Origin of the sequence: Rhizobium sp. BK418 (assembly GCF_004341105.1) — a bacterium.
In the GTDB taxonomy this organism is placed as follows: domain Bacteria; phylum Pseudomonadota; class Alphaproteobacteria; order Rhizobiales; family Rhizobiaceae; genus Rhizobium.
The window spans coordinates 199,039-221,469 of record NZ_SLZK01000001.1 but is presented as its reverse complement, the minus strand read 5'-3'; the positions used below and the strand labels follow the sequence as shown (position 1 = coordinate 221,469).

The following is a 22,431-nucleotide window of genomic DNA, read 5'->3' as shown; positions in this document are numbered from 1 at the left end:
TCAACCTAAAACACGTCGCCAAACGTGCGCGGTTTCGAGATGAGGACATGTCAGACAAAGAGCGGAAACGCAGCGGCGAAGATCGCTATCGCTTTAGTCGTTGACCTCGGGATGGGTGACGCTCCTCACATCCGCAAGCCCGCGCGCGGCATCGCGATTGCCGGTTGCGGCCGCAGCCTCGAAAACTCGCGTAGCATCGCCATACATCTTCAGATTCATGTAGCTGTAGCCGCGCAACACCATGAGGTCGACGCGCTCCTGCTGCAACTGGGCGCGCTGGTCGAGATAAATGAGCGCTTCACGATAGCGGCGGCCTTCGAAGGCGGCAAGCGCGCGATCGGCAAGGATTGCAACCTGCAGCTCGGAGGCACGGTCGCGGCTCTGAGGTGCTTTGGTGGCTGCGATCGCAGCGTTGTTTGAAAGGCCTACGCGCAAATAGGCGAGGCTCTGGCCGTAAGCGGCATCCTCACGTTCCTTACGCACTGGACTTGCCAGCGCAGCCTCGAAAGCCTTCACCGCCTCCATCGGCCTGTTGATGTCCATCAGGCACCAGCCGCGCGCCAGCGCATCGCCGGGGCGGAGGCGGGCGGGATCAACGGTCGTGGAGCAGCCTCGAAACTCGCGCGGGCCGCGCTCGACCGCAACGGTCTGCATGACCCGCTCGGACCTTGCCGGTGCAACTGGCTGCGGCTGCGCTTGCGAGGGCTGAGATTGAAATTGCGCTGGGGGCCGAAGCGCCGGACCGCTCTCGGTCGGCGCAGTCTGGGCTTTGGCTGCAGCAGCTTGAGCTGCCGGCGGTTGCTCGACCACCGGGCCTGGGGCCGGCAATGGAGCGTTGGTTCGGGAAGCGGCAGACACGTCGTTCAAGGTGGCTATACGCGGCGAACGACCAGCCCAGAGACGCTGGATTTCCGCCACGCCGGCCCGATCATTCAACTGCTGGCGGGTAACGGCAAGCCCGTAGGCTGAGGGTTCGTCATCCGGCTTCCAGCGTAGTCCCGTCTCGAACCAGCGGGCAGCCGTCTGGAATTGGTTCAACGAACGGGCATACCAGCCGAACTGCTGGGCCGTGGGAACGTATTTCTGCTCGATGACCGCAGCCGCGATGCGGCCGAGCACATCCTCGCTCAGATCAGCCGGCGGCTGCAGTGCCATCAGATTGGCGGTCGCGGCAAGATAAGTGGCGGTTGCATCCTTGGAATCGTCGCGCCATTTATACATGACATCTTCCGCTTCCTGCGGAGATTTGCGGGCGATAAGAGCCAGCGCCAGGCCCTGCGAAGCAGCGGCCGAATCTTGCTTCTCGTGGGCGATGCGGAACCACTTTTCGGCATCCGCGTCGTTGTTGCGGCGAAGCTGATACCAGCCGAGCAGCAGCGCGTCTGAGGGCAGCTGCCGCTCTTCGGCAAGCTTTTCGACGCGAGAAATATAATCCGGAGCGACGTCAAGCTTAGCGTCGTCATTACCATCGGCCACAAAGCGGCGGGCGAGATCGTCACGCAGGCTGTCGAACTCCCTGGCGCCACTGGCGTCGGCAGGCTTTTCAAGGGAAAGCAGCGCCTGCATCGGACCGTATGGAAGAAGAGCAGCCGCCTTCTGGATCGTCGCCAGACGTTCGGCCGGCTCAGTGCAATTCTTCAGAATGTAGGTATAGGCATCCTGCCCGCGTTGCTGCCTGTTCGTGCCAACAAAAGCTTCGGCGACACGCCAGAGCACATCTATCTCGGCACAAGTCAGCAGGCTCGGCGTTTCGGCCGCGATATTGACGACCGTCGCATATTGCTTGAGATCGGAGGCATTGATCAGTCGGGCGCGGGATTCAGCGACATCGAGGCGATCGAGCAGGTCCGCCGGCGGTTGCCAACCGTTTTCGCCAGCCTGACGGTCGGCGATCACCTTGCGCAGCTCGGCGTACCGGCCCTCCGAATAAAGCCGCCACATGTTTTCGAGCTGCCGGTCACCATTTTGTGGGATAGCGAGCGGATCGGCAGGCGGCACCCAGTTCGGATAGAGCGCCTGAAGGCGGGAGATTTCCGCCTGCAGGCGGAGCTTGTCGCCTCGGGTTGCGAAATAACGAAGGGCACTTTCATCAACGACCGGCTGCTCCGCCGCGCCAGCCTGTGGAGGATTACTGGGTGTCGTAGCGGCGTCCGCCGCCGTCGATATCGTAGCTGGCGGGACGGCCGGAACCGGTGCTGTTTGGACGGGCGAACTCGGCGTCTGGTTCGTTGAAGGCGGATTTGCCGGAGGCGGGGTCGTCTGGGCAACGCTTTCGGTCCGCTCTGAGGAATCAACCTGTCTCGCCGCCTGGATTCGGTCCGAAACGGCCTGCACGTCAACAGGCTGATGATCGCTGTCCGGCCCCTTGATGCGGCCCATCATCATCATCTCGGGCGTCCTGCCACCGAAGCCGAAACGTTCCTGCAATGCTTCGCGGTCCTTCAGCCCAGTGATGAGCGTCGCCACGAAAGCTACTGTCGTGACTGCCACGAGAGAAGATTTCACAAACACTCTGGATGCTTCTCCCCGACATAGGCCAGCCCCAAAAGCTGAAGCGTTGATGGATAATAATAGACAGGTGCAAATTGCAGCGCTTCGGCCGGCAGCTTCGTTCCGTCCAATACACAGGCTACAACGTGGTTAATAATTTCATAACCAGGGTCGGAAAGCTCCGTCTTCGACCGCCCGGTGGACAGATCAATGGTGGCTGGCAGGCCGTTTGCGGCCATGCCTTCCTTGAGGCGCGTCAGCAGTGCCCCATCGGTCACGCCGCCTCGGACCAGATAGAGCGGGATCCGGATCGCGTTATAGCCGAACTCCGCGTCGAAACCTTCGGCCGGCTGCGGTTGGCGCTTCAAGCTCACCCATTCGGCGGGCAGCTTGCGCGGGCCGAACTGCATGGCCTTAAGCAGCGAGAGACCATCATCGGCGAGTTTCTGCCATCGATCGGAAGGTGCAAGTGCCGCCATGACGGGAAGCGCTTCATAGATCCAATAGGATGGGTTGATAACGGGACCATCATCACGATCCGCGCCAGCAAAGCCTTCCGCACCGGGCATCAGCAGAGTACGGCCAGCAAAATCGACCACGGTCTCAGACAGTGTCGACTGCGCCAGGCGGGTGGCCGCTGTGATATAGTCGGCGCGGTTCCAGGCGGAGCCAGCCAGCGCAAGCGCATAGGCAATCAGTATGTCGCCATCGGAAGCATTGTTGCTATCAGTCACATGGGGGGTGGCGGATGGATCCCATTTCCAGACCGCAAGTCCATCGTTGCGCAACAATAGTTCTGTGCGGGTAAAGTACCAGATCTGCTCGAAATCGGCTGGGCTTGCAGCAAGGTAGGCAAGCAGCAGACCATAGCCCTGGCCTTCGCTATGGCTGATGTTGCCGTTGCCATTGTCGACGATGCGGCCGCTCGGATCGAGGAATTTCGCCTTGTAGGCTGTCCAGGCCTCGCCGCTGATCCGCGGCTGCTGAGCAAAGGCTGGTTCACTGGCGGATGCCAACATCATCGTGCCTGCGAGCAATATGGTGGCCCAGCCCTTCATTCCGACCTGCCGAGCTTTAAGAGCATCCTGGAAGTGGCGAGACCAATCAGCAGCGACAGGACGACCAAAAGGAAAGAATAGGAAAGAATATTGGTCGAAAGCCAGTTAGCCGCGATCAGGCGGTAGTTAACAATCGACAGGCCGTCAGTGGGCACGAAATCGAAGCGCGTGACCGGCACGCTCTCGATCTTGCCGGTGAGGCTGGAATAGGTGGTGACATGGCCCGCAATCTGCGGCCAGTTCATCTGGGCCGTCAGGGAACTCAGCCCCTCGCGCAGGTCCTTGGCCGAGGGCGCTGTCACCACAGTCCACGTACCACCACCAGCCGGGCTCTTGCCCTGGGCGACCATCAGAGACGCCGCATTCGATGGCGTGAATACTTGTTCGGCATTTGGTACGAACTGCAGTGAGCCGGCAGTGATGTCGAAGCTGCGGCGCAGCCATTCGCGGAGCGCTTCTATGCGCCCCTGCAGCGCACCGCCGCTGATGCGCGAACGCCACTCCTCCAGCGCTTTACTATTGTCGATTTCCGTCGGCTGCGAATCCGTTACCGGCCGCCAGGAGGCCTGGCTGGCTGTTGCGACATTGACCTGTGTGAGCGCCGTTGCCGGCATCTGCGAAATCGAGCCGATAAAAATCGCGTTGCGGTCCCCTATCACACCCGGCGAGGCCACCGTTTCCATCGCGATCGGATGGCCCGCCATGATCGCGAGTTGGCCTAGCAGGGTCGCAGTGGCAGAAAGCGTGTCGGCATCGGTGCGATCGATGAACAGCGGCGTCGGGTCTGGACTGCGTCCATAGGGGTAGGATGTGCCGGCCATGGCCGCGAGGTTCGGTCGCTGCCCGACGCGCGCGAAATCCGGCATATGGAATTTAGACGTATCGAAAAGCGCAAAACGCGGCGTAGGCGACGCGGTCGCGCCGGGGACGCAGGCAGCATCGTCATCGGTCATCAAAACTGCTTCTATGGCGATCGAATTCAGCCCAGGCTTGAAATGCCGCATGGTCACGCGGATCGGAAGCTGACGGACAATCCCGCCATTGGTCGTCGCGATCGGCACGGTGGAGGCAATATTGCCGTTCACGTAGACATCGATATGGCTGCCGGGAAGTACCTTGCTGGAATAGGCGGCATCGAGCAGGATTTTCGCCTCACCATAGGCATTGGCATAAAAGTCAGCCGGCACGCCGATATTGAAGCCGGTGCGAAAGCGGCGGCCGGAAAAGTCGATGGTCCGCAAGCCGAGCTGCGAAAACGGAATACTCGCATCAGAAAAGAAAAGCGGCGCGTCAGGCGCTGTCCAGCGCTGAGTAGTCAGCACGTCGCGACGAACCTCAGGGGCGCGGTCGGTCGGAGACACGATAGTATCGATCGCCGTCGAAACCGCCTGCCAGGATGGACCGCTGATCAACAGGACGGGCGAACCACTGCGGGGGTCAATGACAAAGGCCGCAAGCGGCGCGCTTTCAGCGCCCTGGGGAAGGCTGGGGAAGATCGGACGCAACTCAGTGGCGGTACCGACGAAAACAGCCATCTTGCCGGGACCACCTGCTGGCGGAGAGGCGGCACTAAAGGCAAAAACCTGGTTCGGCATGCCGCTCAGGAGCGACAGGCCCTGCGTCAGACGCAGAAGCGGTTTGGTGGTACCGGGTTGCTCCATCGCCGGAACGACCAGATCAAATTCCGTCTTGCCCGCGCCATCGACACCGATGGCGCGGATCGCATCCGTGCCGGAAAGCTGGCCGGCATCGCCGCCGGCAAAGCTCAGATAGGTGCCGGCCGGATCGATGTTCGACCAGAGCTCATAGGTGGAGTCGATGCTGCAATCCGTGCGGTGGCGTTGATTAGCCTCGAAGGTGACGAGATTGGCACCGGGTTGGAGGAGACCCGGAGGAACATCGAAGCTGACTGCCGAAGGACTGTCGGGCGAACCGACCTGCTGCTGACCGATGATACGGTTGTTGATGAAGACGGTCAGCTGCGATGCTTCGGGAGCGACGACGATGGCGTTCTGATAGGTGAAGGTGAACCGCGCCTTTGCCGCCGCCTGCTCCCTTGTCAGATAGATCGACCATGACCTGCGGTCGTACTCACCACCAAGGCCGAGATCGGAGAAAGGCACGATATAACGCCTGGAATCGCCGGTCTGTGGAGCGGCCGCGGCAGGACGGACGACAGGGGTGGCCGACTGCGGCTGGGCCTGGACCGGGTTGGAGGGCACCGCCGGCGCGGATTGAGGTGAAGGCGAAGGGGCTGCGGGAATGACGCTGACCGGCGGCGCTGCGGTCGTAGGTGCCTGACTCTGCGCGGGCGCGGAAGGCTGCACCCTCTGCGGGGCAATCGTCTGCGGAACGACGGGAACGGGGGCCGATGCCGGCCGGGAAGGCTGCGCGGGCTGGGTCGGAAGCGTCAGGCGCGGCTTTGCCGGCGGCGCACCCGCCGGGCGCTCACCGGACATGTCGAACGGAGCGGTCTGCGCAAAAGCGAGAACCGATGTGCCGATCAGAAGAAGGGAGGCAGCGAAGAACTTTCTCATCCGGCGTTCGCCTTTGCCGTCTGCTGCTGTCGATGCTCCTCACGCTCCGGCCGCATGCTGCGGAAGAAATAAACCAGGCCACGGCTCGTCTGATAGAGCGAGAGGCCGAGGAACCAGATGGTGCCTCTGATGAGGCCCGGATTACGGCGGCGCGAGATCTGGAACTGCGTCCATTGATCCGAATTGGCAAAGATCAGGTCGGCGATCAGGCGGTGATCCAGCGCGCTCTTGGGCTGATATTGGCAGCCGACATTGGTGATATCGCCCGACGGTTCGATGTTGCGGACGATGAGCGGCAGGGTTTCGAGATCGGCGCCGCTATAGGGGCGGAAGCGGATCTCACCAAGCGTTCCAACCTGCACCGCATCGAAATGCTTGCTGAAGATGTGCAGGCGCGCGCCGTGGACGGAAACGTCCTCGATCGAGGCGGTGTACCATTGGTCGCCGACACCGAATTCACAGCGACGATTAACGCGCACGCGCCGCGAGGATGCCCTTTCCCCTCGCTCCGAGACCACGCCGAGCGCGCAGCCGGCAAGGATCAGGTTGATGATATTCCAGCCGCCGACGACGAGCGTGACATCGGCCTTATAGGGTTCGGCGTAAATCTTATAGATGGTGATCGCAACGGCGATGATCTGCACCGCGAAGATGACGAAGAAGGGCCTGCTGATTTCCGACAGGCGGCTGACGGCGATGGATTCGTCCTTGGCGGTGACCTTGAAGGTCGGCTTGCGCGGATTGAGCATTACCGAGACGACCGCCGGCAACAGGTGAACCGTCTGCACATACTCATAGAGTTCGGAAATCCACGGCCAGCGGAACGATCCGTAGAGATAGTTCTGCATCATCAGGTTCACGATCATGTAGGCGAGCGTATAAGCCAGGAACTCACCGCCTGAGGCCGTGAAGATCTCAAGATCGAAAAACAGGTAGAAGAGCGGCGCGAACAGGAAGATCGTACGGGGGAACGGGAACAGCCAGAACAGCGACGAAGACATATAGCAGAGGCGTTGCGGCAGCGAGAGGCCGCGCTTGAGCAGCGGAAAGCGAAAGCGCAGGATCTGCATCATGCCCTGCGCCCAGCGGCTGCGTTGGCCGATGAAGCTTGCGAAAGTCGCAGGCTGCAGACCTGCGATCAGCGGTTTGTCGAGATAGATGCTGTTCCAGCCGGCGCCGTGAAGGGCAAGAGCGGTCTCGCAATCCTCGGTGATGCTGACACCGCTGAAGCCGTTCGTGGATTGCAACGCGCGGCGGCTCAAGACTGCCGCCGAACCGCAGAAGAAGGCGGCGTTCCACTTATCGAGGCCACGCTGGATGATGCCGTAGAACATTTCGTTCTCGCTCGGCATCTTGTCGAACGTGCGCAGGTTGCGCTCCAGCGGGTCCGGATTGATGAAGAAATGCGGCGTCTGGACCAGGAATAGCTTCGGATCGTCGTCGAAATAACCGACGGTTTCGAGGAGGAAGTCGCGCGCCGGCGCATGATCTGCGTCGAAAACGGCGATCAGCTCTCCGCTCGAGTGCTGCATGCCGTTATTCAGGTTGCCGGCCTTGGCATGTTCGTTGCGGTCGCGTGTCAGGTAATTGACATCGAGATCGATGCACAACTGCTTGAGCTCGTGATGGCGTGCTGCGGCAGCCTGCGCCTCGATCAGCTTGCCGGAATTTCGCTTCTGTAAGGTCCCCCCGTCATCCAGCAGCCAGACATGCAGCTTGTCGGCCGGGTAGTCCATCGCCTTGGCGGCGGCGAGGGTATTTGCCAGCAGGTCGGCCTCTTCGTTATAGGACGGGACGAAGACGTCGACATGCGGGAAGCGCTCGAGCTTGGCGGCGCGCGACGGGCGCGGCGGCAACGGCGTGGCGATGATGAAGAGCGACAGCGCCAACATCATCACGCTGTACATTTCAGCGAGATAGAGCAGCAGGCCGGGAATGAAGTTTTCGAGCTGGTTGACAGGTGGCAACGTATTGGTCGTGCGCCAGTAGACATAGCGCAGAACAATGGACGTACCGAAGGCGAGCGCCACCAAACGCCATGTGCCTTCCCACTTCAACACCTTGATGAGTGCCATGAGCGTGACGACGGTGATGCTGGCGATGAGCTGGGTCTGCAGATTGACGGGCAGCGTGATCAGGGCGATCACACAGAGCGAGACCAAAGCCCATATGAGAACACTGCCAGCCTTACGCATAAACGTTCCTTCGAAATGGCTCGCCCTGCGCTCCCGCGCATTGGGGCTATTTGCTATTCCCGGCAGTCGGCCGTCATGGCCGCATCACCTATACAATCAGGCGAAGGCACGGTCACACCGATCGGCCTTGCCGTTTGTTGGATCATTGCCGGCGCCTCTGACGAGCGTTCTATCGCATTCGTCTGCGTGTCGTCATTTGGCAGCGGCACGTGCGGTCCGACAGGTGCTTGCGACACTGGCGCCCCTGCTGCGGCATACGGCTGCACACGACGCACGGCCACGGTCCGCTGCTGGCGAACCACGGCCGGAGCAGGCTCATAACCGATCGGCATGGTATTCGGGCGATAACCGCCCTCGTCGGGATAAATTGGCGCGCCGGTCTGACCGAGCGTTGGATTGGCCGGCGGCGGAGCGCCATAGGGATTCCAGATATCGCCATCGAAAGTACCGGTGACGGTATAGCCGTAGACGATACCGAGAAGCTGGCGCTCGGTGGCGCGGGCATCGCAGAGGCGCAGACGAATCTGGATCATGCCGAAGTTGCGCGCTTGCGTGTGGGCTGACTGGCTGGAGCGAATCTGCTGCCAAGCATAGACGCAGGTATCACCGGCGCGGCTGCGGCCAGAAGCATAGCCAAAGGGACCGTAACTATTTTGAAGGAAGGTAGCTGATGTTGCCATCGGAACGCCGGGGACCGAACGCGCCATCTCGCGGGCAATATCCCCTTCCCGGATCATCCTATAGGTATCGTTGCCGGCGCCGGGATTGGCACCGGTCGCGCCGAGAAATTGCGCCTTTAAGAAATTCTGGCCTTGAACCGATGAAGAGGTGAAGAGCGATATCGTCTGTTCCACACCATTTCCGCGTTTTCGCTCAACGACGCTGACGATCGACGGCCCTCCTGGAGGCGGCAGGACCAACGCCTTTTCCGGCTCCACAGTCTCAGGCCCGGCAGGCCGACGCACTCCCCCTGTCGACGTGCAGCCAGTCATCATGGCCGCAACTGCCACCAGCGATATCGTCTTCAGAAAATGCATATCCTGGCCGTTGCTATCGTATTTTTAATCTCCGCCTGAAGGGACAGAGAGCGACGAATTTGCGAATCAACAACCCCGATGTCGTTCATCATGAACAAACGATGCCCATGGTTAACAAATGGTCAACACCTTACCCATAGTCGTACCTAGAAAAATCCGCGATGCCCCACCTCCGCGGATGAGGTCTCGATCTTGTCCGGCTTGCTTCGCTCCTCGGAGGATATGGGAATGTGAGGCGCCCCCGCTGAGGCGAGAAGGATCAAGCTCGCCGGACGATCAGACCGATTGCAAGTGGGGCACCGCCACGCAGGAACTATGAAGCATGGCTGGCGTTCTTTCTGATGGCTGGGTAGGAAAAGGAGAATATCCATGCGCAAGACCATGCTGGCCGCGGCCGCCCTCATGCTGACCGCAAGCTCCGCCTTCGCGCAGAGCAGCGTCATCGTTACCGACCCGGCCCAGACCGGTTCGACCGTTGTGCTTCCGGGGGAAGTACGCACCTACGTGATGGAGCAGAACACTCCCTCCGTCGTCTATGACGGCGACATTACCGTCGGCGCCACGCTTCCCGATACCGTGGAAGTCCATCCCGTCCCCGACGCGGATGGCTACGCCTATACGGTCATCAACCAACGCCGCGTGATTGTGGAGCCGCAGACGCACCGTATCATTCAGGTTCTGGAATAGGGCTTTCGGCAAGGCGATGAGGCCTTTCCCGCCTCATCGCCATTTCCCAGAGCAGGTGTCGATGCGGCCCGGAACGAGAAATTCGACGCGGCTATCCTCGCATAACGCCGGTTCGCTACCGGTCGCAACTGCTTGAAGCGTCTGGCAAGTCCCATGTCTTTGCGACGAGCTCCGAACTCGAAAAAGTGCTGAAGATTTGCAGATCTAAGGTGAAACTCGATCGTTGAGATTCGCTTCACGCTTTAGGTTCCTGTTTCACGCATGTCCTTAACCGCAAACCCGCTGCGCATTCTGCGCGACATGCCTTAGCGCACCTGATCGAGCAGGCGCTTGCATTCCAGGAGATCGTAAAGCGCTTCCTGGAGAAGCGCACGATCCTCCTTGCCGACGCTCGACTTGCCAATCGAGATTTCCGGCTGATCATCCTCGCCGCTGACGAAATTGAAGAAGCGGCGCGTGATCGGCGGTTTGGCGCGGCCGACGATCTGGTCCTCTTCCGCCATAGCGATGCGCGGTTCACCTGCGACCGTATCGTTGACGTTGGCGGCAAGCGCTTCGACGCTCGCCAGATCGCCATGACCGACCGCGACGACAAACTTGTTGCCGTTTGTCTTCAAGAGCTTCTGCACGCCCTTGATCGTATAACCATGATCGTAGAGAAGATGGCGAATGCCCTTCAAAAGATCGACATCTTCCGGCCGGTAATAACGCCTGCCGCCGCCACGTTTCATCGGCTTTATCTGCGGAAAGCGGGTTTCCCAAAAGCGCAGCACATGCTGCGGCAGGTCGAGATCATCAGCAACTTCGCTGATGGTGCGAAAGGCATCCGGGCTCTTGTCCAACGTCATACTGCTACGCGACCTCGCGGATCGATCCAAACGGCGACTCATCATATTTCAACGGTTTGGAGCCGCGAATTCAAGTCACGTCTTCGCGTTGCACACAGCCGGAGGAGCTATGCGGCAAAAAATTCCGTTCAACGGGAAGAAGATGATCAGGCAGCCGGGTTTTGCGGCTTGGCTTTGCCCTTACGGGCAAGGTGGGACTTGAGAATGCGCGTCTTAAGCACATTCGAGGCCTTGAAGGTCATGACGCGGCGGGGCGAAATCGGAACTTCCTCGCCGGTCTTCGGGTTACGGCCGATGCGCTCGTTCTTGTCGCGCACCTGGAAGGTTGCGAAGGATGAGAGTTTGACGGTCTCGCCGCGCACGATGGCGTTGCAGATCTCGTCGATAACCGTTTCGACGAGCTCAGCAGATTCTGTCCGGGAGAGACCGACCTTTCGAAAAACGGATTCCGCCAGGTCTGCTCGCGTCACTGTCTTTCCGGTCATGGTTTCCCCGCCAAATAGAAGATATTTTTTGAAAGCGCCCGAAGAGTATTTGTCTTGTGCCTTACGGTCAAGCTCTTGTTCGCCGCCAGTTTTTTAGGATTCGTGCCTACCAGCGCAGCAAAACTGCGCCCCAGGTGAAACCACCGCCCATCGCTTCCAACATCACGAGGTCGCCCTTCTTGATGCGTCCGTCGCCGGCAGCCGTCGCAAGTGCCAACGGAATAGAGGCTGCGGACGTGTTGCCGTGAAGATCGACAGTAACGACAACCTTTTCCAGGGCAATGTTCAGTTTTTTTGCCGAACCGTCGATGATGCGGCGATTAGCCTGGTGGGGGACCAGCCAGTCGAGATCCTCTGATGTCGTTCCGGTCGAATCGAAAGCTGCCTGGATAACGTCGGTAATCATACCCACAGCATATTTGAAGACCTCGCGGCCTTCCATGCGCAACTTGCCGACCGTACCCGTCGAGGACGGACCGCCATCAACAAAGAGCTTGTCCTTGTGAGAGCCATCGGAACGCAGATGCGCGGTCAGCACGCCGCGGTCAGCCGTCGTTCCCTCGCCTTCGGCTGCTTCCAGCACGATCGCACCAGCGCCGTCGCCGAAAAGCACGCAAGTCGTGCGGTCATTCCAATCGAGGATGCGGGAGAAGGTCTCGGCGCCGATCACGAGCACGCGCTTGGCGAGCCCGCCGCGTATATAGGCGTCAGCGGTGGTAACCGCATAAACGAAGCCGGTGCAAACTGCCTGAACGTCAAAGGCAAAGCCATGTGCCATGCCGAGACGGTTCTGGATGTTGACTGATGTCGCCGGGAAGGTGTTGTCAGGCGTAGAGGTCGCACAGATGATCACATCGATATCATCAGGCGTCAGACCGCCGTTTGCCAGCGCGGCACGCGCTGCCGCCTCGCCGAGCGACGCCGTGGTTTCGTCGTCACCGGCAATGTAGCGCTGCCGGATGCCGGTGCGCTGGACGATCCATTCGTCCGACGTATCGACGATACCTTCCATTTCGCGATTGGTCATCACGCGTTTCGGCAGCGCTGCCCCGAAACCACGAACCACTGATCGGATCATATTGCTTGAACCCCGTTGCTCACGCGGCTTCCGGCCCCATCGGGGGCAGCCGCTTGGCATGATATTTCTTGAGATCGTTTTCTATTTTCTGGGTCAGGCCATTCTTGGCCATGTCATAACCGACTTCGATAGCCGCGGCGATGCCTTCGGCATTCGCCCCACCATGGCTCTTGATGACAATGCCATTGAGCCCGAGAAACACGCCGCCATTCACCTTACTCGGATCGAGCTTCTCACGCAGCATGTCGAAGGCGCTCTTGGCGAAAAGATAGCCGATGCGGGCAAGCAGCGTGCGCGACATGGCGGCGCGCAGATAGGCGCCGATCTGGCGTGCCGTACCTTCGGCCGCCTTCAGCGCGATATTGCCGGAGAAACCTTCCGTCACCACCACGTCGACTGTGCCTTTGCCGAGATCGTCACCTTCGACGAAGCCGAAATATTCGAGCGAATCGAGATTGGCTTCGCGCAGCAGGCGACCGGCTTCCTTGACCTCTTCCTGGCCCTTGATTTCCTCGACGCCGACATTCAGCAGGCCGACGGTCGGGCGTTCCAGTTCAAAAAGCGCGCGCGCCATGGCGCCACCCATGAGGGCGAAATCCATCAACTGCTGGGAATCGGCACCGATCGTGGCACCGACATCGAGCACGATGCTCTCGCCCTTTATCGTCGGCCAAATGGCGGCGATTGCTGGGCGTTCGATATTGGCCATCGTGCGCAGACAGAACTTGGCCATCGCCATAAGCGCGCCGGTATTGCCGGCAGAAACGGCGACATCGGCCTCGCCCGACTTCACTGCTTCGATGGTGCGCCACATGGTGGAGACATAGCGGCCGCGGCGAAGCGCCTGGCTCGGCTTCTCCTCCATGCTGACGGCAAGCTCGCAATCGTGAAAGACAGATCTTTCCCTCACCTTGGGAAACTTCGCCAGAACCGGGTCGCACTGTTCCTTGATACCGTAAAAGACGAAGGAAATATCCGGATGCCTGTCCAGCGCCTTGGCAGCGCCGGGGATGACAACCTGGGGACCAAAGTCGCCACCCATGAGGTCGAGAGATATTTTGATCACGCGTCCCTGATCCTTTTTTTTCGCCTGAGGGGGCGAAATTTCGGCCAAAATACCGGTTTTGGCGTCGCTTACAACTGAATTATATCAAATGCCAGAGAGGCTTCAGTCCTTTTTCCAATCCTTGAGCGCAGCGAATGCAGAGGGCTTTCCGTCATTTTCGCCCGTATCTTCGATATGCGCTTGGAACTCCACGCCTTCCTTGCGCGGATAAGGATCAATAGCGAGTGCCGCGAATTCCGCGACAATCTCGCCGGCGTCGATCGTATCGCCGGTAAAGGTTTCCGGCAGGTCGGGACCGTCGGGATCGAGTACCATTTCGCCGGCATCATTGGCGGGATGACGGGCAAGCTTAGAATTTTCAGGCACGAATATCTGTTCGAACGTCTCGTCGATCTCCGATTCGACCGGCTCGAGCGTGACGACGCAGGACTGGACGATCTTCACCTGGACGCGCCCTTTGACGCGTATGCCGTCGCGTTTCCACCTGTTGATCTGCAGATCGGCATGGAGATTATCCACCGACACGACATTCCAGCTTTCGGCCAGCGCCTTCAGTTCATCTTTGTCAGCGGTGACGCGGACCTCGACAGGATTGGCGGAGATATGGCCGACCTTGACCGGGTAGGAAAAGGGAATCGCGTTCAGATCTTTCTTCATGATTCTACTCCTCAGGCGACCTCAGGAATCGTCGCCGAGCCGGTAGCGATCGCTTCTTCTGCAATGGCCGACAAGTGGACCTCTGCCGCCAACATCCATTGTGCCAGCCCGGTCATGTCGGCAGGCTCAGCCGCTCCCGGATAGATATTGCGCTGAAGGGCTGCGGAAAGAGTGACAGCATCGCCTGCATCCATCGCCTTCGAATAGGCTTCCAGCCGGCCGTAAAACATGCCCGCAAGCTTCTTCATGCGCTTCGGCACGCTGTTGTCGCCGATGCCGAGTTCACGAATCGAATAGTCGATATCCTGGAAAAATGCGTCGACGATTTCCTGGGCGATTTCCTGGCCACTCGTCCCGGATGTGCGGGTGCGGCGGAAATACAGAATCATGACGATCGACAGCATCTCGAAGCGGCCCATGACGGTGTCGGGCACATTCAGGCGCTCATAAAGCTCCGGCATGCGGGCGGCAGCCGTCAGCGTTGCATATTGCCGATCGACGATCGCCTGATTGCTGTTTCTCTTACCGAAGAGCCCGAAGATCATTTGTTTTTTCCGGAAATGCCTCATTCTTGGCACCGAGCGACGCCGGGCCTTGTTGCATGATTTCGAAAGCTGGTTTACCGAAGCAGGCGCGAATTGCAATGCTGTTCGTGGCCGGTTTCGGGACAGGTGCGCTCCGGTGCACGACGAGGCAGATCGGGAGAATTCGACCCCGGAATGGCCACAATGGTTTTGCAGGAGGGAGCACGCAGTGTTTGGAATGGCTGCTATCGATACTCAAGGGAGTAGATGTCGTTGAATAAACGGTATTTCAAGTCTGATAAGAAATTCTTCAGCAATGCGGCCATTGCCATCATCATCGCCTCCGCCACCGCCCTCTCCAGCTGCCAGACGAGCACCGTACTGAACGGCGGCTATATCGTCGACGAGCAGTCGTTGGCGCTGGTGCCTGAAGGATCCAGCCGTGAGCAAGTGCTGCTGTCGCTCGGTACGCCCTCGACCACGGCAACATTTGACGGGGAAGTCTTCTATTATATCTCGCAGCGCCGTCAGCGCTCGATGGCATTCCAGAAGCTGCGCGTCACCGACCAAAGCATTCTCGCCATCTATTTCGATAAGGACGGCGTCGTCACCCGCCGCGCCAACTACACCCTGAAGGACGGCAAGGTGTTTGACACGATTTCGCGCGTTACGCCGACTGGCGGGCGCGAACTCACCTTCCTGCAGCAGATGCTGTCTGGCGGCAGTGCAGCAAATGCGGCCAAGAGCCTCTTCGGTGGCGGTGCCGGCGGCACGCCGCAGAACCCATCCAGCCTGCGCTAAGGCAAGCTGTTTCTCATACAAAAAACCCGCCGGAGCGATCCGGCGGGTTTTTTCATCTCTTCAAAGTGGTTCAGCTTGCAAGAATCGCCAGCAGCAGCAGCGCCACGATATTGGTGATCTTGATCGCCGGGTTGACGGCAGGACCTGCCGTATCCTTGTACGGATCGCCGACAGTATCGCCCGTTACGGAAGCCTTGTGGGCCTCGGAACCCTTCATGTGGCGCACGCCGTCCTTGTCGACGAAGCCATCTTCGAAGCTCTTCTTGGCGTTGTCCCATGCGCCGCCGCCCGAGGTCATCGAGATTGCTACGAAGAGGCCGTTGATAATAACGCCGAGCAGCGATGCACCAAGGGCTGCAAAGGCGGATGCCTTGGAGCCCGAGATAACGAGCACGCCGAAATAGACGATGACAGGCGCCAGGACCGGCAGCAGCGACGGAATGATCATTTCGCGGATCGCCGCCTTGGTCAGCAGGTCGACCGCCTTGCCGTAGTCAGGCCGTTCCTTGCCTTCCATGATACCGGGTTTTTCGCGGAACTGCTTGCGCACTTCCTCGACGATCGCGCCGGCAGCACGACCGACGGCGGTCATGGCAATGCCGCCGAAGAGGTACGGAATCAGTCCGCCGAACAAGAGACCGGCCACGACATAAGGGTTCGACAGATCAAATGAGATCGTGCCGATATTCTGAAAATACGGATACTGGTCGGGATGCGAAGCGAAATATTGCAGGTCGTTCGCATAGGCAGCAAAGAGGACCAGAGCGCCGAGACCGGCCGAACCGATTGCATAACCCTTGGTAACGGCCTTCGTCGTGTTGCCGACGGCATCGAGCGCGTCGGTCGATTTGCGCACCTCCGGTGGCAAGTGGGACATTTCGGCAATGCCGCCGGCGTTATCCGTGACCGGACCGAAGGCATCGAGTGCGACGATCATGCCGGCAAGGCCGAGCATGGCAGTGACCGCGATGCCGATGCCGAACAGGCCGCCGAGCTGATAAGTGGCAAGAATGCCGCCGACGATGACCAGTGCCGGAAGTGCCGTCGATTCCAGGGATACCGCGAGGCCCTGGATGACGTTGGTGCCGTGGCCGGTGACCGACGCCTGGGCAATCGAGACGACCGGGCGCTTGCCGGTCCCGGTGTAATATTCGGTGATGACGACGATCAGCGCCGTGACGATGAGGCCGACGAGGCCGCAGACGAAGAGCCTCGCGCCGGTTACGTCGAACCCGGCCACCTGGCCAAGTGAACCCCAGCCGACAGTCATCGAGGTTGCAGCACCAAGACCGATGATCGACAGAAGGCCGGTGACGATAAGGCCCTTATAGAGGGCGCCCATGATCGAGCCGTTCGGGCCGAGCTTGACGAAGAACGTGCCGATGATCGAGGTGATGATGCAGGCGCCGCAGATTGCCAGCGGATAGATCATAGCCGACTGCAGGATAGGCGCGCCGGCAAAGAAGATCGCCGCCAGAACCATGGTCGCAACGACGGTCACCGCATAGGTTTCGAACAAGTCTGCCGCCATGCCGGCGCAATCGCCGACATTGTCGCCGACGTTATCGGCAATGGTGGCCGGATTGCGCGGATCATCTTCCGGGATGCCCGCCTCGACCTTGCCAACGAGATCGCCGCCGACATCGGCACCCTTGGTGAAGATGCCGCCGCCGAGACGAGCAAAGATAGAGATCAGCGATGCTCCGAAGCCGAGCGCCACGAGTGCGTCGACGACGTCACGCGAGCCATTTTCATGGCCGAGTACGACTGTCAGCATATAATAATAGATGGAAACGCCGAGCAGCGCGAGGCCGGCGACCAGCATGCCGGTAATCGCGCCTGACTTGAAGGCAATGTCCAGGCCGGCCTTGAGGCTGGCGGATGCTGCCTGGGCGGTGCGCACGTTGGCGCGGACGGAAACATGCATGCCGATGAAGCCGGCAGCACCCGAGAGGACTGCGCCGATCAGGAAACCGATCGCGGCCGTGGCGGAAAGGAGCAGCCATGCTGCAATGAAAACAACAATGCCTACGATGGCAATAGTTCTATACTGGCGCGTCAGATAGGCCTGGGCGCCCTCGCGGATATAGCCCGCGATCTCCTGCATGCGGCTGTTGCCCTGGTCGGCAGCAAGCACCGACCGGGTTGCCCAGATGGCATAGACCACCGAGAGCAGGCCACATGCGATTACCAATAAAAGAATGGTCATTCGCTCTTTCCTCCCATAAGCCGGAGCTCACTCCTTCTCCGGCGACGAATGCTGCTGAATCGACTCCTCTCCACAGAAACGCCCAGCAGGCGAACGGAGATTGCGTGGTCGACAACGTCGCGTCAAGACTACAAAACTTCAAAAGCCTTGCAGTTCCGCAGAAAGAAAGGGAGGGATTGTTTGGTGGCTAAGTGCCTATTTCTTCTGATCGCCGCGCACCTGCTTGGCGATGCGGTCCAGGACGGCATTGACGAGCTTCGGCTCATCATCATCGAAGAAGGCGCGGGCAATCTCGACATACTCGGTGACGATGACGGCGACCGGCACGTCCTTGCGGTCGACGAGTTCGAAGACGCCGGCACGCAGGATGGCGCGGACAGTGCTGTCGAGACGCGACAGCGCCCAGTCATCCTGCAGGGCAGAGGCGATCAGGGGGTCGAGGCGAAGCTGGTCGCGCACGACGCCCGAGACGATCGAACGGAACCAGCCCGCGTCGGCCTTCAGATAAGTCGCGCCGTCGATTTCCTGGCCGAGGCGATGCGCCTCATATTCCGCCACGATTTCCAAAACGCCGGTGCCGCCGATATCCATCTGATATAGAGCCTGCACAGCCGCAAGGCGCGCCGCGCCCCGCTGGTTGGCAGCCTTGACCGGTCGTTCGGTATTTTCGTCGCTCATTCTTTATGCACCCAACTTCTTCTTCAGCTCGATCATGGTGAGAGCTGCACGGGCGGCGAAACCGCCCTTGTCCTTGTCCGAACGGCGCGCACGCGCCCAGGCCTGTTCGTCGTTCTCGACGGTCAGGATACCGTTGCCGATGGCAAGGGACTCGCTGACGGCGAGATCCATGAGAGCGCGCGAGGATTCGTTCGACACGATGTCAAAATGATAAGTCTCGCCGCGAATGACCATGCCGAGCGCAACGAAACCGTCATACTGCGTACCGTCATTATCGGCGCCATCGAGCGCCATGGCAATTGCCGCCGGAATTTCCAGCGCGCCGGGCACAGTAACGACGTCGAAAGTGGCGCCGGCCTCTTCGAGAGCCACGGTCGCGCCTTCCAGAAGAGCATCGGCCATGTCGTCATAGAAACGTGCTTCGACGATCAAAATATGGGGAGCGGTCTCTCTCGGCATGGGTCACCTACGTTTGGAGGGGCATTTTCCACTCGGGCAGGCGCGGTCAAAACACGCCTTCGAGCGAATGGCAAGCAAATTCGGGAGGCGCCTCGAAAGGAAAGACAAAATATACGCAATGGGATAGCAGGCGGTGCCGTTCAGTGGCGCAAGTAGGCTCAGAACATGCTTAGCCGGGTGACGCAATAACGGCAAATCCAAGGCAAATTTCGTGAAGAATTATTAATGCATTTTCAGTGACTTAGGCCATTGAAAGGGGAATGCTGCAGTGCCAGATCCCAATCGTAACGCAGACGATCCCCTCATTGACAGCCGACCGTCACAGCAGACGAAAGGATACCATCATGAACCGCGTTGCTAAAATCGCTATTGCCGCCGCTTTCTCCTCCCTTGCATTTGCCGGCGTCAGCCGCGCAGAAAGCCTCGGTATGAATACCGCTCAGGGCATCGAACAGACGCTTCGTACCTTCCAGGGCAACTTCAATGTTCAGCCGGTCTATAACTGGCGCAATCTCGATGATGAGAGCACCGGTCCGCGCTCCGTCCTTCAGCGTCCCCAAAGCGCTGTCCACGCCATCCAAGCCTCCATCGACGCCAACAGATCGCTGGCACGCAAGCTCAACGATGATGGTGTCAATGTTCGTAACGTGGTGAACGCCGAGCAGGCCGCAGACGGCAGCATTACGTTCTACGTTCGCTAAAGCTGCCAACTTGGGAGGCGAGCATGGGCGGCTGATCTCCTCACCGACCATGCTGCCATTTTCTGGTTGCATTTTCAGCCAGATGGGATTGTCTTTCCGCAAAAAGGAGGACTCTATGGCGATGAACGCAAAGCCTGTCATCAATACGGCCGATCTATCCCTTGATCACTGGACCAAGGGAAAGCTCTTCGAAAGCCGCGATGCGTCCTTCGGAAAGGACCTCGGGCTTGCCAATCTCGGCATCAGCTATAATGAAGTACCATCGGGCAAGTGCGGCTGTCCCTTCCACAATCATCATGTCGAAGACGAGCTCTTCTACATTATCGAAGGTACGGGCGAATATCGCTTCGGCGATCAGCGCTATCCGATCAAACAGGGCGACGTCCTTGGCGCGCCGGCAGGTGGCCCGGAAACGGCACATCAGATCATCAATACCGGATCAACGCCGCTGATCTATTTGGGTTTATCGACGAAGGCGAAGACTGAAATCTGCGAATATCCCGATTCCGGCAAATTTCTCGCCAAGACCAACCGCGACGGCGGTTCCTTCCGCCATATCGGCCGGGGCGAGAATGCGCTCGATTACTGGGAAGGTGAACCCGGCTCCTGATGTCCACCCCATCATCGGAACACGTTTCAAGGCCCCTTATTCATGATCGATATTCCGACACTGGAGACCGGACGGCTCATCCTGCGCGCGCATCGGCGTGACGACTTCGACGCGCATTTCGAACTTTGGCGAGACGAAGATGTCGTGCGCTTCATCAGCGGCGTGCCCTCCACCCGAGAGCAGAGCTGGGCACGGCTGCTGCGGATTGCCGGCATGTGGCACCACATGGGCTTCGGCTTCTTTGCAATCGAGGAGAAGAAAAGCGGCCGCTTCATCGGCGAAGCGGGCTTTCTCGAAGCCAAACGGGAGATGCAGCCGCCGATCGAAGGCACGATGGAAGTCGGCTGGGCGCTGATGCCGTCCGCCCATGGCAAGGGCTATGCCACCGAAGCGCTGAAGGCGATCATCGGCTGGGGCGAGGAGACGTTTCCGGGGCGGCCGATGACCTGCATCATCAACCCGGACAATGCGCCGTCACTGAAGGTTGCCGAAAAGCTGGGCTTTAAGGAAATGGCGCGGACGGACTACAACGGCCCGATCATTCAGTTTTCGCGTTAGGCCGATGCGGTCGGAAACTCGGCGAGGCGAGCGGCATAACGCGCCATCGTATCGACCTCGAAGTTGACGAAGTCGCCTGCCTTGCGCTCGCCCCAGGTGGTGACCTCAAGCGTGTGGCGGATCAGGAGTACATCGAAATCAGTGCCTTCAACGGCATTGACGGTCAGCGATGTGCCGTCGAGTGCGATGGAGCCCTTGGGTGCCACGAATTTGGCGAGATGGTTGGGTGCGCGCAGACGGAAGCGCGTGGCATCACCCTCCTCCGTCACCGAGAGGATCTCGGCCTTGCCGTCGACATGGCCGGAGACGATGTGACCGCCGAGCTCGTCGCCGATCTTCAGCGAGCGTTCGAGATTGATGTGACTGCCCGGCTGCCAGGTGGAAACGGTGGTGAGGCGCAGTGCCTCTTCCCATGCCTCGACTTCGAACCAGCGGCCATTGCTACCTTCCTGCGGCAGGCCGGTCACGGTGAGGCAGATACCGGAATGGGAGATCGAGGCGCCCATATCGATGGTCGCCGGATCGTAATTCGTCGCAACACGGAGCTTGATGCCCTCCTTCAACGGCGAAACGGATTCGATCGTGCCGATATCAGTGACAATTCCGGTGAACATCAATTCTCTCTTTCGTATTCATCCAGGCGATCCGCGCCGAATATATAAGTGCCCCTATGGGCAAAACCGGATGGTATGTCGGTTGTCTGCAACGGGGATTCAATACCGCCCTCGCCGATGACGACAGGCGCCTCATAGAGCTGGATGCGATCGACAAGACCTGCTTCAAGAAAAAGCCTCGCAGTCTTTGCGCCGCCTTCGACCAGAAGCGAGGAAATACCGCGCGTGGCAAGCGCCGGCAGCAGGACTTCGGGGTGGTAGGGATTGCAGTAGAGGATCTCGACGCCGGCGGCTTCGAGCGCGGTGCGGCGGGAGTCCATCTCTGTGGGGTTGGCGGGTGAAATACCCCCCTCGGACCCTAATGGCGACACTTCCTCACTCGCCACCACGATAACAGGCACTTCCCGCGCCGTCTCGACGAGCTTGCTCGTCAGCGGCAGCGCCAGCATAGGGTCGAGCACGATACGAACAGGCGATTGCGCCTCAAGGCCCGGTGTCCGCACCGTCAGCAGCGGATCGTCAGCAATCGCCGTGCCGATGCCGACAAGAATGGCATCGGTTTCGGCCCGCAGCGCCTGCACCTGGGCGCGGGCTTCCGGACCTGTGATCGCCACCTGCCCTACCCCTTCCCTACCGATCATGCCATCGGCGGAAACGGCAAGTTTGAGAGTCACATAGGGGCGGTTTTTCGTTTGGCGGGTGAGATAGCCAGCAAGCGATTGTCGGCCCTCCTCCTCCAGCACGCCCGTCGTCACCTCGATGCCGGCATCGCGCAGCATGGAAATGCCGCGGCCGGACACTCTGACATCGGGATCGGTCACGCTGATGACGACGCGGCCGACGCCATAGGCGATCAGGGCCTCGGCGCAGGGCGGCGTCTTGCCGTGATGCGAGCAGGGCTCGAGCGTGACGTAGGCCGTCGCACCGCGGGCAAGTTCGCCCGCCTCGGCGAGCGCCTGCGGCTCGGCATGCGGGCGCCCGCCCAGTGCAGTCACGGCGCGGCCGACAATGGCGCCATCGCGAACGATGACGCAGCCGACGGAGGGATTGGTGGACGTCTGGCCCGTATGCCATCGCGACAGGCGGATTGCGGCGGCCATGAAGCGTTCGTCCTCAGGCTGAGCGATCCCCTCGCCCAT

20 protein-coding genes and 1 pseudogene are annotated in these 22,431 nt (G+C 59.9%); 5 read left to right on the top strand and 16 right to left on the bottom strand.

Going from position 1 to position 22,431, the window contains the following annotated elements; genetic code table 11:
- Positions 1 to 93 precede the first annotated feature (93 nt).
- The 5 genes from EV281_RS01060 to bcsN are packed head-to-tail and all read right to left on the bottom strand — an operon-like array spanning position 94 to position 9,317.
- Positions 94 to 2,505: a tetratricopeptide repeat protein gene (locus EV281_RS01060; RefSeq protein WP_132651972.1), complete on the bottom strand. Its 2,412-nt coding sequence runs from the start codon at positions 2,503 to 2,505 to the stop codon at positions 94 to 96.
- Positions 2,502 to 3,548 (bottom strand): glycosyl hydrolase family 8, encoded by a 1,047-nt coding sequence (locus tag EV281_RS01055; protein WP_132651127.1) that lies wholly within the window; start codon positions 3,546 to 3,548, stop codon positions 2,502 to 2,504. Before EV281_RS01055 ends, EV281_RS01060 begins: the two co-directional genes overlap by 4 nt.
- Entirely contained in the window at positions 3,545 to 6,085 is a 2,541-nt protein-coding gene (locus tag EV281_RS01050; protein ID WP_132651126.1) for a cellulose biosynthesis cyclic di-GMP-binding regulatory protein BcsB, read from the bottom strand. Before EV281_RS01050 ends, EV281_RS01055 begins: the two co-directional genes overlap by 4 nt.
- Complete coding sequence (gene bcsA, locus EV281_RS01045) at positions 6,082 to 8,280, bottom strand: UDP-forming cellulose synthase catalytic subunit (protein WP_132651125.1); 2,199 nt, start codon at positions 8,278 to 8,280, stop codon at positions 6,082 to 6,084. Before bcsA ends, EV281_RS01050 begins: the two co-directional genes overlap by 4 nt.
- Before the next feature lie 53 nt (positions 8,281 to 8,333).
- Entirely contained in the window at positions 8,334 to 9,317 is a 984-nt protein-coding gene (bcsN, locus tag EV281_RS01040) for a cellulose biosynthesis protein BcsN (RefSeq protein WP_132651124.1), read from the bottom strand.
- 369 nt (positions 9,318 to 9,686) lie between these two features.
- Here bcsN and EV281_RS01035 point away from each other — a divergent pair, with 369 nt between their 5' ends.
- Complete coding sequence (locus EV281_RS01035; protein ID WP_132651123.1) at positions 9,687 to 10,004, top strand: DUF1236 domain-containing protein; 318 nt, start codon at positions 9,687 to 9,689, stop codon at positions 10,002 to 10,004.
- 305 nt (positions 10,005 to 10,309) lie between these two features.
- Here EV281_RS01035 and EV281_RS01030 read toward each other — a convergent pair whose 3' ends face one another.
- The 6 genes and pseudogenes from EV281_RS01030 to EV281_RS01005 form a co-directional block, all read right to left on the bottom strand.
- Positions 10,310 to 10,852: a MerR family transcriptional regulator gene (locus tag EV281_RS01030; RefSeq protein ID WP_132651122.1), complete on the bottom strand. Its 543-nt coding sequence runs from the start codon at positions 10,850 to 10,852 to the stop codon at positions 10,310 to 10,312.
- Positions 10,853 to 10,998: 146 nt separating this feature from the next.
- Positions 10,999 to 11,337 carry an integration host factor subunit alpha gene (locus EV281_RS01025; protein WP_132651121.1) on the bottom strand — a complete coding sequence of 113 codons (339 nt, stop codon included), beginning with the start codon at positions 11,335 to 11,337 and terminating at the stop codon, positions 10,999 to 11,001.
- A gap of 106 nt (positions 11,338 to 11,443) precedes the next feature.
- A complete protein-coding gene (locus tag EV281_RS01020; RefSeq protein ID WP_132651120.1) occupies positions 11,444 to 12,415 on the bottom strand; it encodes a beta-ketoacyl-ACP synthase III in 972 nt (323 codons plus the stop codon).
- 19 nt (positions 12,416 to 12,434) lie between these two features.
- A complete protein-coding gene (plsX, locus tag EV281_RS01015; protein WP_132651119.1) occupies positions 12,435 to 13,481 on the bottom strand; it encodes a phosphate acyltransferase PlsX in 1,047 nt (348 codons plus the stop codon).
- 102 nt (positions 13,482 to 13,583) lie between these two features.
- Complete coding sequence (locus EV281_RS01010) at positions 13,584 to 14,138, bottom strand: DUF177 domain-containing protein (RefSeq protein ID WP_132651118.1); 555 nt, start codon at positions 14,136 to 14,138, stop codon at positions 13,584 to 13,586.
- Between the two features lie 11 nt (positions 14,139 to 14,149).
- Positions 14,150 to 14,741: pseudogene (locus EV281_RS01005) on the bottom strand (ubiquinol-cytochrome C chaperone family protein).
- Positions 14,742 to 14,929: 188 nt separating this feature from the next.
- On the opposite strand from EV281_RS01005, the gene EV281_RS01000 reads away from it, so the two are divergent.
- Positions 14,930 to 15,463, top strand: coding sequence for an outer membrane protein assembly factor BamE (locus EV281_RS01000; protein WP_132651116.1), 534 nt, complete (start codon positions 14,930 to 14,932; stop codon positions 15,461 to 15,463).
- A 70-nt stretch (positions 15,464 to 15,533) separates the two neighbouring features.
- Here the strand turns inward: EV281_RS01000 and EV281_RS00995 are convergent, their stop codons facing one another.
- The 3 genes from EV281_RS00995 to EV281_RS00985 all read right to left on the bottom strand — a co-directional run bounded on the left by EV281_RS00995 (position 15,534) and on the right by EV281_RS00985 (position 18,809).
- Positions 15,534 to 17,672: a sodium-translocating pyrophosphatase gene (locus tag EV281_RS00995; protein ID WP_132651115.1), complete on the bottom strand. Its 2,139-nt coding sequence runs from the start codon at positions 17,670 to 17,672 to the stop codon at positions 15,534 to 15,536.
- 195 nt (positions 17,673 to 17,867) lie between these two features.
- A complete protein-coding gene (nusB, locus tag EV281_RS00990; protein ID WP_132651114.1) occupies positions 17,868 to 18,350 on the bottom strand; it encodes a transcription antitermination factor NusB in 483 nt (160 codons plus the stop codon).
- A gap of 3 nt (positions 18,351 to 18,353) precedes the next feature.
- The gene (locus EV281_RS00985) at positions 18,354 to 18,809 is read right to left on the bottom strand and encodes a 6,7-dimethyl-8-ribityllumazine synthase (protein ID WP_132651113.1); all 456 of its coding nucleotides are present in this window, start codon (positions 18,807 to 18,809) and stop codon (positions 18,354 to 18,356) included.
- Positions 18,810 to 19,153: 344 nt separating this feature from the next.
- Between EV281_RS00985 and EV281_RS00980 the strand changes: the two genes are divergently transcribed.
- The 3 genes from EV281_RS00980 (at position 19,154) to EV281_RS00970 (ending at position 20,678) form a co-directional block, all read left to right on the top strand.
- Positions 19,154 to 19,510, top strand: a complete 357-nt coding sequence (locus EV281_RS00980) for a hypothetical protein (protein WP_132651112.1) — start codon at positions 19,154 to 19,156, stop codon at positions 19,508 to 19,510.
- 115 nt (positions 19,511 to 19,625) lie between these two features.
- Positions 19,626 to 20,120: a cupin domain-containing protein gene (locus EV281_RS00975; protein ID WP_132651111.1), complete on the top strand. Its 495-nt coding sequence runs from the start codon at positions 19,626 to 19,628 to the stop codon at positions 20,118 to 20,120.
- 42 nt (positions 20,121 to 20,162) lie between these two features.
- Positions 20,163 to 20,678 carry a GNAT family N-acetyltransferase gene (locus EV281_RS00970; RefSeq protein ID WP_132651110.1) on the top strand — a complete coding sequence of 172 codons (516 nt, stop codon included), beginning with the start codon at positions 20,163 to 20,165 and terminating at the stop codon, positions 20,676 to 20,678.
- On the opposite strand, the gene EV281_RS00965 is transcribed toward EV281_RS00970, so the two are convergent.
- Positions 20,675 to 21,292 carry a riboflavin synthase gene (locus tag EV281_RS00965; protein ID WP_132651109.1) on the bottom strand — a complete coding sequence of 206 codons (618 nt, stop codon included), beginning with the start codon at positions 21,290 to 21,292 and terminating at the stop codon, positions 20,675 to 20,677. The two genes, EV281_RS00970 and EV281_RS00965, sit on opposite strands and share 4 nt — an antisense overlap.
- Positions 21,292 to 22,431, bottom strand: coding sequence for a bifunctional diaminohydroxyphosphoribosylaminopyrimidine deaminase/5-amino-6-(5-phosphoribosylamino)uracil reductase RibD (gene ribD / locus EV281_RS00960; RefSeq protein WP_132651108.1), 1,140 nt, complete (start codon positions 22,429 to 22,431; stop codon positions 21,292 to 21,294). The genes EV281_RS00965 and ribD overlap by 1 nt, the downstream gene beginning before the upstream one ends.